The sequence below is a fragment of the Kribbella sandramycini genome, assembly GCF_013131805.1.
Lineage (GTDB): Bacteria > Actinomycetota > Actinomycetes > Propionibacteriales > Kribbellaceae > Kribbella > Kribbella sandramycini.
In genome coordinates, this window is the sequence record NZ_JABJRC010000010.1 from 56,964 (window position 1) to 69,146 (window position 12,183).

A 12,183-nucleotide genomic window follows, 5' to 3' on the forward strand; every position below is an offset into this window, starting at 1 on the left:
ACTCGTGCATGGCCCAAGGCCGACCCGGTAGTCACGATCCAAACCCTAGCCGATCAAACTGAGCCCCGTGAAGGTGTCCGTAGTGATCCCGACCCGTGGCGACACGGACCTACGAGCTGTGCTGGACGCACTGGCCGCGCAGCGCGACGCACCGGCGTACGAAGTGCTGGTAGAGGTGGACGGTGCCGGCGAGGGCGTCAGTGTGGTGCGCAACCGCGCCGCGGCGAAGGCATCTGGCGAGCTGCTCGGCTTCCTCGACGACGACACCATTCCGGACGCGGACTGGCTTCAGAAACTCGCTGACGCGCTGTCCGGCCCACATGCCGCCGTAGCCGGCCGCATCACCGAGTCCGGCACCGCCACCCTCAACCGCCTCCGCGCCCTCGCCTTCAACCACCGCCACGCCACCAACGGCGTCCTCGTCGACTACCTGAACGGCGGCAACTTCGGCATCCGCACCGACGTCTTCCGAGCCCTAGGCGGCTTCAACCCGACCTACCGCAAGTCCCAAGACCGCGAACTGGCCCGCCGCACCCTCCAAGCCGGCCACACCATCCATTACCGCCCCGACCTCCACATAACCCACCAAGGCCACTACACCCTCAAATCCCTCACCCAAGGCCGCTACCGAGCCGGCGCCGCAGCCGCCACCATGCAACGCAACGGCCCCCAGTCCGTAGGCCCCCTAACCCTCCGCACCACCTACGGCGCCTCCCTTCCCCACCTAACCCGCACCCAAGGCCCCGCCCTAGCCCTAACCGCCCTCCTCTCCACCACCGCCCACCACCTCGGCCGAGCCTCTAAGCTCTGAGCCATGGAGTTGCGTCCGTACAGACCGGATGACCTCGACGAGCTCATCGCACTGACCATCGAGACCTTCGGGCCGTTCTACGAGCAGTCGTACCGCCCTGTGGTCGGTGAGCTCATCTTCACCAACACGCATGGTGAGTGGCGCGACGACTACCACCGACACGTCGCCACGTTGCACAACCCCGACGAGAACCGTTACGCCGCGGTGGCCGAGGACGGCGGCGCGCTGGTCGGCTATGTCGCCTGGGACTTCGATCCGGCCAAGCGGCACGGTGGGATCGACATCCTGGCCACAGCGTCCACACACCGGCGGCAAGGGCTCGCCAAGTCGCTCTGTGAGCACGCCTTCGCGCATCTGAAGGCGCAGGGCATCGAAACTGTCGAGATCGGCACTGGTGGCGATCCGTTCCACGAGCCCGCCAGAGCGCTCTACGAGTCGCTCGGCTGCACTCCGTTCCCGACAACCAGGTACTACCGGGAGCTCTGAGCCCCGCTGGTGTCACGTCCGGCGTACGACGCGTGTCTGCTGACTGAGGACCTGAACCAGAGGAGCAGTCATGAAGATCGCAGTTGCCGGCGGGACCGGCGTAGCCGGCCGACACGTAGTAGACGTACTTCGGGAGCGTGGGCACCTGCCCGTAGTCCTGTCCAGAAGCCGCGGGGTCGACCTGATGACAGGGGCCGGGCTAGAAGCCGCGCTGGCTGGCGCAGAGGTGGTCATCGACGTCAGCAACGTCACCACCAACCGCAAGTCGGTAGCGATCAACTTCTTCGAGAAGGCCGCCGGCAACCTCCTCCGAGCTGCCCAGTACGCCGGTGTCCGCCACCTCGTCGCCCCCTCCATCGTCGGCGTGGACAAAGTGCGTCACCCCTACTACGCCGGCAAACTCCGCCACGAAGAGCTCATCCGCGCCGGCTCCACCCCCTGGACCATCATGCGCGCCACCCAGTTCTACGAGTTCGTCGGCCAAGCCGTGAACAGCGTCCCCGGCCCCATCGCCCTCGTCCCCGCCATCCCCGTCCAGCCCATCGCCGTCCGCGAAGTAGCCGAGGCCCTGGCAACCCTCGCCCTACAACCCCCCTCCGGCATGGCCCCCGAACTAGCCGGCCCCGAAGTCCAGCCCCTAGTAACCCTCGCCCGAGCCCTCATGGCCGCCGGCGGCACCCGCCGCCGCCCCATCCTCCCCCTCCCGCTCCCCGGCCCCATGCGCCAAGGCGCCCTCCTCCCCACCACCCCAGGCCCCCGAGGCACCCGAACCTTCACCACCTGGCTCAAAACCCAGTACACCTGATTGCCGCGGCGTTTATGATTAAGGCGATGAAGAACAACTTCGAGCACGGATCGGGGGAATCGTTCGCGCAAGGTGAGTGCTGATGGCACCCCACCTCGCCCCCACGATTTCGCCCCGCCTGTTGATGTGGCAGCGCGTCCGCGAGTACGCCGTCCCACAGTCCATGATCGAGACCGCGACCGCGCGGCGTACTGCCGGTGACTGGGCAGGCGCATGCGCCGCCGCCCGTGTCGACACCGATCTCGATCTGCGTGCCGTGCGTGACCGCTACGGCTCAGAGCTCGTCACTCGCCTACGTGCGGATCTGCGCCGGTTGGCGCCAGACCTGCTCCGGTGGCACATGCCTCGGATCGCACCCGACGGCCGGCTCAGACCGGGGCTGTCTGTTGCGCTGAGCCGTTACCAGACTGGTGGCGCCACACCACTGCAATTGGTGGTGCGGACGCCGCCTGCCTGGGCGGACGGCGGGCAGCGGATGTCGTTGTCGCTTTGGGATAGCGCGCCAGCCCGTCCGCATCCGGACCGGCGCTTCCGGCTTGACCTGCACCGACACCTCTGGGACGCGACGCGCTGCGGCGAGCTGGCCCGGCGATGCGGGGCGTTCCTGGAACCAACGGAAGACCACGCTGCGGCACTGGGTCTGCCGACTACTAGCTCCTGGGCGCTGGCTCGCTGGCCAGCCGAGGCCGAACTGCTGCTGGGGACGGAGAGCCGTCGGCGCTTCGTCGTACGGCTCAGTCCACGGAGACGTGCGGTATTTGAGCTAGTGGCACCTGATGAGAGCCATCTCCCGATGCTGCGGCAACTGCAGGGTGTTCTGCCTTCGCAAGAGCTGCCTGTGCTGCCAGAAGCGGCCGCACGGCTCCTGCCAGATCTGGAGCTACTCCGAGCCGGGTTGCTGACCTCTGATCGACTCCACCCGCTTGTCGGTCCCGCGCTAGCAGCAGTCGTGCCCGCAACCGCTTCGGTGCAGAGCACCAGAGCCAGCGATCCACACGTGGTGGAGTGCCGCGGCGACGTCCACCGAATAGCGCTCCGGGACGGCGTACTAGCCGCAGTCGATCACGACGCGGAACAACTGCGCCGCGAGGGACTGTTGGTCGCGTTGGGTGGGCCCGCACTGCCCTGTCTACGAGCAATCGACGCCGTACAACGCGATCCGGACGAACTGCCCGCAGTTCAGGACCGCATCAGGCACGGCGACCTCAACGGCGCATTGGACGTGGTCGAAGCGCTTCTCGGGCCTAGAGCGATCTTGGACGCCGGTCCGCTCCGACAGGAGCTCCAGTTGGCGGCGGCCCGCCGCGTCGACCACGGGCTCTTCCGCACCGGCCTAGCCCTACGTTTCGCACATCTTCGGAACGAGCACCGCCTCGTTCCCTGAACACACCTCACGTGATGCATATGACTCTTAGCACCTGCACGCCCTCGCAGCTGTCGGTTGCCGATGACCTCTTGGCGCTGTTGCGGACAACCACGACCGAACCACGCTCTGACGAGCAACTCGAGGCTCTCACGCTGGCGGTGGCTGCCGACCTGCCAGTGCTGCTGTGGGGCGAGCCGGGCATCGGTAAAACCGCAGTTCTGGCCCAGCTCGCAGCATCCCTCGATCTGCCACTGACAACAGTGATCGCCAGCGTCCACGAGCCGACCGACTTTTCCGGCCTCCCGATCATCGGCGACGACCCTGCGGTGCAGGGCGTGCCGATGGCGCCACCGCAGTGGGCTGTGGATCTCGTGCGGGCAGGGCGCGGCCTCCTTTTTCTCGATGAGCTCTCTACTGCCGCACCGGCCGTTCAAGCCGCGCTGCTCCGGGTTGTCCTGGAGCGACGGGTCGGAGCTCTGCAACTGCCTCCCGGCATCCGAATCGTCGCCGCGGCCAACCCACGCGCGTCTGCGGCCGACGGCTGGGAGCTGAGCCCGCCGTTGGCGAACCGATTCGTCCATCTGTACTGGGTGCACGATCGCGAGGTAGTAGTCCGCGGGCTGGGAGGTACCTGGCCCCACGCTGTACTCCCAGCGCTGGCACCCGAGCGTCTGCCGGAGGCTGTCGCCTACGCCCGCCGGGCGGTCTGTGGATTTCTGGAGGCCCGACCCACCCTCATCCACCGACTGCCGAACACCGAAACGCGGCGCGGCGGCGCATGGCCTTCGCCGCGGAGCTGGGAGACCGCTCTGACTCTGCTGGCCTTCGGCACCGTCGCAGCTGCTTCCCGCGAGGTACTCGCTCTGTTGGTGCGAGGTGCGGTCGGCGACGGCCCTGGCCTCGAACTGCTCGCCCACCTCGACCGTATGGAGCTGCCGGATCCAGAATCGCTGCTGGCCAATCCGACCGCCGCTGAACTGCCCGCCCGGGGAGACCTGCGCCAGGCGGCACTTGAGGCCGTCGTAGCTGCAGTCGGCGCACAGCCGGAGCGCGAGCGTTGGGAGGCGGCCTGGGCGGTCCTGATCCGGGCGCTGGAGACCGGCGTACCGGATCTGCTGGTCACTCCGGCGATGGCACTGGCCGAACTGCGACGTGACGACTGGGAGGTGCCGGATGCTCTGGAGAGGTTCGCCGGCGTCGTCGACCTTGCCCGGCTGTCCGACCAGTCCGTCGCGGGAGTACGCCGATGACGCGGCGCGCGCTGGACGTCGAGAAGCTGTTGACCGCCCGGCTGCACGCAGCGAAGGTCCGCCCGTACCTGGCGGGCGCGTTGTTCGCGCTGCACGTGGTCGAAGACCGGTCGGTGCCAACAATGGCCGTCGACGCGTACTGGCGTTGCTACGTATCACCCGGCTTCGTGCTGCAAACCCCTGTTGACGAGTTGGCGGGTGTCTGGGTGCACGAGGTCTCGCACCTGCTCCGGGATCACCACGGGCGTGGCGAGCGGTTCGCGCGCGAGCAAGCGGCGTACGGGCCGGGGGACCGGCTTCGTTTCAACATCGCCGCCGATTTCGAGATCAACGACGACATCTATGGCGAGGGCCTCCCTTGGCCAGCAGGAGCGGCTATGCCCTCGATGTTGGGGCTACCTAATGACCTGCTGATGGAGGAGTACCTGCGGAGTGCTTCGCTGACCGGTCTGGCCGTGGAGTTGACGTGGTTGGACTGCGGCAGCGGCGCGGACGGCCGGGACAGGCCCTGGGAGCTAGGACCCGAGGGCGCAGACGGGCTTAGCAAGCAGCAGCGCGACGCAGTCCGGTTCCGGGTAGCTGAGGGGATCAAGCGTCGGCCTGGCAACGCGTCACGGTCTTGGCGGCGGTGGGCGGAAGAGGCGTTCCATCCACCGCAGCCATGGCGGCAGCTGCTGGGAGCTGCGGTCCGCTCGGCAGCCGGTGCACCGGGAGCGGGCGACGACCACAGCTACCGGCGCCCGTCCCGCCGGTCGGCCGCGGTGCCCGGCGTCCTACTGCCGAGCCTGCGCCGGAAGCCGCCCCGGGTCTGCGTAGTGATCGACACGTCCGGCTCGGTGAGCGATGCCGAACTCGGAAGCGCCCTGCTGGAGGTAGCCGCCATCTCGCGCGCCGTAGGCGGCCGACGAGACCTCGTCTCAGTCATCTCCTGCGACGCGGCGGCCGGCGTCGCCGTCCCGCTCTGCCGAGCTGAAGACCTCGAACTACTCGGCGGCGGCGGAACAGACCTACGCGCCGGGTTCACCCGAGCTCTCCAAACTCGCCCCGACGTAGTCGTCGCCCTCACCGACGGCCAAACCCCATGGCCCACCACCCAGCCCGCCTGCCGCACCGTCGTAGGCCTCTTCCCCCGCCCAACCCCCCCACAACGAAACCGACCCCGACTACACCCCAGACCCCCCACCTCCCTGGGCCCGAGTAGTAACCATCGCCTGACGGCGGGCGCCTGGCGACGAACGACCACACACTGTCCTTGACCAGCGGAAACACCGGTCGGGTAGTCACTCGGAGAGTGGCGGAGCGCGGGGTTCAGTGAGAGTTCGCGCCGGCCCGCGACGTCAGAAGGAGTACTGCTGGGGTGGCGTCGAATGGCGCTGCGAAGTCAATTGCGGCGGTTGCCGGCACCGTCAGTTCGTCCGCATGGACGGTTTCACGGGGGGTGACGCTGAACCATTCGACGTCGTAGGTTCCGGCCTCGAGAGCGAGGGTGAACGGCCCCTCGTCGGGCTGCAACGCGAGGTACTCCGTGCCGGGATTCGCTAACGCATAGCCGGTCGAGGACAGGTCGCCGCGGGGCGTCGACCGCAATAGGTCGATCCGTTCGGAGAAGCGCAATGTGTCGCCCATCGCGTACCGGCCGGCCTCGAACGTGTGGTAGCCGTCGCCGACAGGCTCGACTCCGTCGATGATCCCGAAATCCATCAGGATCGGGTGCTGCCCACGCACGAACGACTTCCATGCCCACAATGCGTCGCCCATCCCAGGCGCGAAGTGGTCGGTGTCGGCGATCACGACCTTGCGGACGTCGTCGGCGGGCGGATCGGTATACCACCGGCCGGTGAACTGCTGGTCGTCGAAACCGGGCGAGATCCAGTCGGCGGGGCTGTCGAACAGCACGTCGTTCACCTTGGTCTGGTCCGGGACGGGATATTGCATCGTCATCCCGATCGGGTGCGCGTCGTATCCCATCTCCTGCTCGTAGCGCTTCACCACGTCGATCACCCAGTACTGCCATTGGGTCGAGTCACCGATCGGGGTCTCGATGGTCGAACCGTCGGGAAACACCACCCGGTCGCCGTCGGCTCCGGAGGATTCGTTGGCGACCTCGTACAGCACGTTCGGCAGGTCGTGGACCGTATCGACAACTTGCCGAATATAGGCCTCTTGCAGTTCGCGCACGTGCGGGTCGAGCGGCAACACCTGGTAGTCGACGATGGACGAGATCCCGACCCCGTTGACGTTGCTGTCCGGATGGAACGGATGGCCCTCGACGTTGTCCGGCGAGGGGGTCAGGTGCAGCCCGAATCCCTCGAAAAGCATGACCGCGACGTAGATTCCTACGTCGCGGGCAGCGAGCACCCGGTCGCGCAGCCGGTCGAAGAAGACCGGATCGAACTGTTCCAGGTCGAACTTCGGCTTTCCGTCCTTCGCCAGCTCGGGTCCGGTCCGTGGCCACGGCTGTGGCGCCATGTTCAGGTGGTAATCACCACCTGCGGCCTGGGACTTGAACTGCTCCCAGCGCCAGAGCCGGATGAAGTTGTGGCCGTGCTCGGTCAGGAAGCCGAGGTAGCCGTCGTAGTCGAAGCGCTCCGGCTCGTCTGGTGCCGAACCCGGCCCCATGCCGTCGTGCAGGTTGTTCCAGATGTGCGAACCGGTCAAATAGACCGCGCGATCGCCGGCCGTGAAGTAACGCGGATTGATGTCTGAGACGACGAGCGGTTTCATGTACTTTCCTTTGTACGGTTGAGGTAGGTGCGGCGCAGGTCTGGGTCGAAATGCTCGATCGCGTGACGCAGCGCGACCCGCGGCATGTGTTCGGCATGGCGGTCGAGAAATCGCCGCAGCCGCGGCCGGTCGTGCTTGCCCGCCTCGCGCAGCAGGCCGCCGACCACCTTGTGAATCAGATCGTGCTCGTCGGCGACCAGGATCTCGGCGATCGCGAACGTGTCGTCGAGGTCGCCTGCTCGCACGAGTTGCAGTGTCGCGAACATGGCGATCCGCCGTTCCGGCCAGTTCGGCGAACCTGCCAGCCGGTAGAGGACATCGCGCGGCGAGTCGATCAGGTAGCCGCCAATCACCTGGTGGGCACTGATGTCGACCAGATCCCAGGTATCGACTCGGTCGATGCGGCGCAGGTAGAGCTCGTAGAGCGCGCGCCTGTGATCGTCAGAAGTCGTTTTGCGGACGGCTTGCTTGCCCATGATGCTCAACGCGCCGACCCGGACCTCATGCACAGTGCTGTCCAGCAGCCTGTCGAGTTCATCGAGGTTCATCTCGATGAACTCTTTGGCCAGGGCGAACACCTGTCCCATTCGCGCGCCGAGGAACTCGTCGTCGGTCCGGAAGAATCGGCGGGCCCATTCGACGTCGACGGGTGCGCGAAGCTCGGTGAGCCGTTCCACGAAACAGTCCGCTGATGCGGATGCGGCAACCGTCACGCCGCACCGACCCGCTCGCCGCCGATCTCGTAGGCAATGTTGACTGCCTCGTCGGCGCCGGGGTTCGGCCGCCATGCGCCGTGGAACCGATTGCCGTCGGCGCTGAACGACCCCTTGAAGGTCGCATCCATCGGGCCGTAGGTGACCGTGATCGTCACCTCGTCGCCATCGACCTGCCAGACATACGGCAGCGGCTGCGGGGACATGTTCGCATAGACGAGGGACGGGAACGTCCGGGTGGCCGGGTCGTATCCGATGATCTCGGTGCTGTCGATCTCCACCCAACCGGCGAAGTCGAACTGCACACGCTGCTCGAGGAAGAATCCGCCGGGCAGCCACCGGTAGGAGGTGGTGCCCAAGATGTTCTTCTCCGTCGAGCCGATCAGGTTGCCTTCCATCGTCCAGGAGCCGACGAAACGGTCCAGCAGTTTCAGGGCGGGGTCCGGGCTGATGGCGGGTACGGGGGTTTCGGGTGAGTTGCTCATGGCAGCGATCCTGCCGCCGCAACTGGGCAGGAAAATCGGCCAGCTGGCCGATATCCGGCGGCCGACCTGGTTGACTGTTCCGTTGATGCCTCCCATCCAGTTCCCACCGATCCCGATGACAAGCTTCGTCGGCCGTGACGACGAACTGATGTCGTTGTCGGCGGCGGTCACCGACGGGGCAAGCGCCGGCATGGGGAAGGAGGCAGCTGCGCGCCTGGTCACGATCGCCGGTCCGGGGGGCTGTGGAAAGACCCGGCTGGCTGCCCGGGTACTCGAGCTCACGGCGGATCGGTGGCCCGATGGACGCGGATGGGTGGATCTGACCGCGACCGACGACCCTGGCGCGGTCGGCGAGTTGGTCGCCAACTCGCTCGGCGTCCTGCTCGCCGCCGACGATGCGATCCATTCGCTCGCACGGCAACTGGCAACACGCCAGATGGTTATCTGCCTCGACAACTGCGAGCACGTCGTCGCCGTCGCAGCCGAGATCGCGGCCGAGATCCTGCGCTCGTGCCCAGATGTCACGATCGTGGCGACAAGCCGTGAACCGCTGAACCTCCCCGGGGAACTGGTCTGGCGGGTGCCGCCGATGAGTGACGACGACGCGATCTCCTTGTTTCGGGCGCGCGCCGGCGCGCAGGCCGCCACTGACGACGCTGCGGTACGGATCGCGTGTCATCGGCTGGAGGGAATGCCACTCGCGGTCGAACTGGCCGCCGCGTGGTCTGCCACGCTGTCCCCCCAGGAAATCGCCCGAGGTCTCGAAGATCGGCTCCGGCTACTGGTCAGGGGACCACGCGGCGTTGCGGCAAGACACCAGACGTTGGCGGCCTCGATCGCGTGGAGTCACGACCTGCTCGACGACGCCGACCGAACGCTGTTCCGCAGGCTCGGCGTATTCCGAAACTCATTCACCGCCGCTGCAGCCCAGTATGTCTGCGCCGGGGACGATGCCGCCGGGGCGGTGATCGACGGGTTGCGCAGGCTCATCGAGAAGTCGCTGCTCGTCGCCGACACAGGTCGCGAGGTAACCCGCTACCGAATGCAGGAGACAGTTCGGGAATATGCGGTGACCCGGCTGGTCGAATCGGGGGAGAACGACCGGATTCGTGATCGGCACCTCGACGCGTACCTCGAGTTGGCGCAGACGGCACGGCCGCTGCTCGACACCGACAAGGACGCGTGGCGCGAAGTAATCGGCGCCGACTACGAGAACCTTCGCGCCGCGATCGAAGGGGGCCTGGTCCACGCGCCGGATCGTGGCCGCCGCCTCGCCGCAGAGCTGCCCTGGTTCTGGCAACTCAGCCAGCGCGGCAACGAGGGGCTGGACCTGTTGCGAGCGGCCATCGACACGTGCTCGGGCCAGCGGTCGCAACTGCAAGCCCGGCTCCTCACCGGATTGGCGCTTGTCGCCGACACGACCGCACCGCTCGGCCTCGAGTACGACGTCGCCCAGGCCGCGACAGTCATCGCACGAGAGGTCGGCGACCGGCGTACCGAGGGCATGGCACTGGTGCTGAGCGGGGTAGGCAAGCTGTACGACGATTTCCAGGCAGCGTGGGACCTCGCTGCCGACGCGGACGCGATCGCCGTCGAGGTGAGCGACGGCTTCGTTCGCGACGGAGCGACCGCGCTGTGGGGCATCGTGTGTCACCTCCGCGACGAGCACGATCGAGCCGTGCCGCTACTGGAGTCGGCCGTCGACGGCCTGATTCCGCGTGGCGACCGCGGAGTGGCTGCGACGGCGGTCGGTTTCCAGTCGGTCAGCGCTGCCCTTACCGGTGATCTCGTTCGCGCGATCTCGTTCGCGCAGAAGGGTGTTCGTCTCGCCAGTCCGCTCGGCGACTACCACCGAGTCGGTTCCGCGCAGGGCGTGCTGGCCAATGTTCTCGGTCTCGCCGGGCAGTTCGACGAAGCATGGGCGGCCATCGAACCGTTCGTACGGGTCGTCGACGGTGTCGAGTCGCCGCCGTTCGTCCCGCAGTTCGCGCAACGTGTCGGCTATCTGCACCTGTGGAGTGGGGAATCCGAACACGCGGTGGGCTGGTTCCAGCGCGGCCTGTCGGTGCTGGGCGGCGACCACAACTACCTGGCGCCGGGTTGCCGGGTAGGCCTTGCCGCCGCTCTGCACCGGACAGGCGGCTCCGGCGCCGTCGAGCACGCGCAGGTCGCTCTTCGGGTCGCGAAACAACTCGGTATGCCTTCAACAACCGCCGATGCCCTGGAGGTCCTAGCTCTGCTCGCCGCCGATCGAGATCCCGAGCGGGCCGAGAATCTTCATCACGAAGCGCTGGCAATCCGAATGGACCATGGACTGCGGCTCGGTTGCGTCGACAGTCTCCAAGCGATCGCGGATCTCGCCACCCACGCGGGGTCACAGGTCGAGGCGGACCGGATCATCGGCGCGTGCCGCCGCGCCCGCCACGAACTCGGCTACCCCTCGCGCCATCCGTTCCCCACACCCGAACCGACGTCGGAGGCAACGGCATCGGAAGGCATCGCGATGACCCTCGACGAAGCCGTCCGATACGCCCGCCGGTCCCGCGGGAGCCGGACGCGCCCGGACACCGGCTGGGACAGCCTGACGCCGACCGAACATGCCGTTGTCCAACTCGCCGTCGAAGGACTCAGCAACCCCGCCATTGCCGAGCGGATGTTCATCAGCCGAGCCACCGTCAAGACGCACCTGTCGCACGTGTACGCGAAGCTCGGCGTAACCAACAGAACCGAACTCGCGACAGCCGCAAGGCGACCAACCGAGACATCATGAACGCGGGGGTATCCGTCGCCGGTGGGTGGCTTTGAACCACGCGGTTCGAACTTGCTCGGCGCGCAGCAAGGCGCCGTACGAGAAGACCTCCGTGGCGATGTCGCCTTTGATGTCCGTGGAGCCACGTCGCCTAGGCAGCCTAGCTGTCGGGCCTGCCCGAAGTGGGTGCCCAGCAGTTCGCGTCCCGGGTACATCCGCTGTCGTCAGTACGGATCCACAGCGTCGGGTCGAGGACAATCGCTGGCCATGGCGTGCGATCTGGTGTGGGCCACCGCTTGGATGGCTGGACGGAGTCGAGGCGGCCGGATGAGGGTGCCGGCCGGGTTCAGCGGACTGCCTGAGTGGCCTAATGAGACTGCAAATGAGACCAAGAACGCGAACGGCCCGGTCGCTGACGCGGCCGGGCCGTTGCTACTTCGGTCCCTCTCGGCGACCGGATGTTGCTCTGACCTGCGGAAACACAGGTCAATCGGTCACTCGGAGAGTGGCGGAGGATACGAGATTCGAACTCGTGAGGGGTTGCCCCCAACACGCTTTCCAAGCGTGCGCCCTAGGCCTCTAGGCGAATCCTCCAGGATGGTGAGGATACGTGAGGGGGGCTGGGTTGTGGAAATCGGGGGTGGTTGTGGGGTGGTTGCTGGTTGGGGGTGGGGGGCGGGTACACTCGTGGCTGGTTCCCCGCGTGGCGGTATCTCGCCCAACTCCCCCAGGGCCGGAAGGCAGCAAGGGTAAGTGAGCTCTTCCGGGTGCGCGGGGAATCCTTGTGTCCAGGA

Annotated in this window: 10 protein-coding genes, 1 tRNA gene and 1 other RNA gene; 7 read left to right on the plus strand and 5 right to left on the minus strand. The window is 67.0% G+C overall.

Annotated features, from left to right (window positions below; translation table 11 throughout):
• Positions 1-73: 73 nt before the first annotated feature.
• The 3 genes from HPO96_RS32310 to HPO96_RS32320 all read left to right on the plus strand — a co-directional run bounded on the left by HPO96_RS32310 (position 74) and on the right by HPO96_RS32320 (position 2,102).
• Positions 74-811: a glycosyltransferase family 2 protein gene (locus HPO96_RS32310; RefSeq protein ID WP_420371480.1), complete on the plus strand. Its 738-nt coding sequence runs from the start codon at positions 74-76 to the stop codon at positions 809-811.
• Positions 812-814: 3 nt separating this feature from the next.
• Complete coding sequence (locus HPO96_RS32315) at positions 815-1,297, plus strand: GNAT family N-acetyltransferase (RefSeq protein ID WP_171678206.1); 483 nt, start codon at positions 815-817, stop codon at positions 1,295-1,297.
• Positions 1,298-1,367: 70 nt separating this feature from the next.
• Positions 1,368-2,102: an SDR family oxidoreductase gene (locus HPO96_RS32320; RefSeq protein ID WP_171678207.1), complete on the plus strand. Its 735-nt coding sequence runs from the start codon at positions 1,368-1,370 to the stop codon at positions 2,100-2,102.
• A 1,129-nt stretch (positions 2,103-3,231) separates the two neighbouring features.
• On the opposite strand, the gene HPO96_RS32325 is transcribed toward HPO96_RS32320, so the two are convergent.
• A complete protein-coding gene (locus tag HPO96_RS32325; protein ID WP_171678208.1) occupies positions 3,232-3,417 on the minus strand; it encodes a hypothetical protein in 186 nt (61 codons plus the stop codon).
• Positions 3,418-3,506: 89 nt separating this feature from the next.
• Between HPO96_RS32325 and HPO96_RS32330 the strand changes: the two genes are divergently transcribed.
• Positions 3,507-4,718 (plus strand): AAA family ATPase, encoded by a 1,212-nt coding sequence (locus HPO96_RS32330; RefSeq protein ID WP_202886689.1) that lies wholly within the window; start codon positions 3,507-3,509, stop codon positions 4,716-4,718.
• On the plus strand, positions 4,715-5,974 hold the full coding sequence (locus HPO96_RS32335; RefSeq protein WP_238355746.1) for a vWA domain-containing protein: 1,260 nt from the start codon (positions 4,715-4,717) through the stop codon (positions 5,972-5,974). The genes HPO96_RS32330 and HPO96_RS32335 overlap by 4 nt, the downstream gene beginning before the upstream one ends.
• A 52-nt stretch (positions 5,975-6,026) precedes the next feature.
• Here HPO96_RS32335 and HPO96_RS32340 read toward each other — a convergent pair whose 3' ends face one another.
• From HPO96_RS32340 to HPO96_RS32350, 3 genes are read right to left on the minus strand one after another with little or no spacing between them, the layout of a single operon-like run.
• Positions 6,027-7,442, minus strand: coding sequence for a hypothetical protein (locus HPO96_RS32340; protein WP_171678210.1), 1,416 nt, complete (start codon positions 7,440-7,442; stop codon positions 6,027-6,029).
• Complete coding sequence (locus tag HPO96_RS32345; protein WP_202886690.1) at positions 7,439-8,119, minus strand: DNA alkylation repair protein; 681 nt, start codon at positions 8,117-8,119, stop codon at positions 7,439-7,441. Before HPO96_RS32345 ends, HPO96_RS32340 begins: the two co-directional genes overlap by 4 nt.
• A 32-nt stretch (positions 8,120-8,151) precedes the next feature.
• The gene (locus HPO96_RS32350) at positions 8,152-8,640 is read right to left on the minus strand and encodes a DUF1579 family protein (RefSeq protein ID WP_171678212.1); all 489 of its coding nucleotides are present in this window, start codon (positions 8,638-8,640) and stop codon (positions 8,152-8,154) included.
• Here HPO96_RS32350 and HPO96_RS38660 point away from each other — a divergent pair.
• Complete coding sequence (locus HPO96_RS38660) at positions 8,639-11,410, plus strand: helix-turn-helix transcriptional regulator (protein ID WP_171678213.1); 2,772 nt, start codon at positions 8,639-8,641, stop codon at positions 11,408-11,410. The two genes, HPO96_RS32350 and HPO96_RS38660, sit on opposite strands and share 2 nt — an antisense overlap.
• 485 nt (positions 11,411-11,895) lie before the next feature.
• Here the strand turns inward: HPO96_RS38660 and HPO96_RS32360 are convergent.
• Positions 11,896-11,983: transfer RNA gene (locus tag HPO96_RS32360), tRNA-Ser, on the minus strand.
• Between the two features lie 96 nt (positions 11,984-12,079).
• On the opposite strand from HPO96_RS32360, the gene ffs reads away from it, so the two are divergent.
• An RNA gene (gene ffs / locus HPO96_RS32365) (signal recognition particle sRNA small type) lies at positions 12,080-12,176 on the plus strand.
• Positions 12,177-12,183 lie beyond the last annotated feature (7 nt).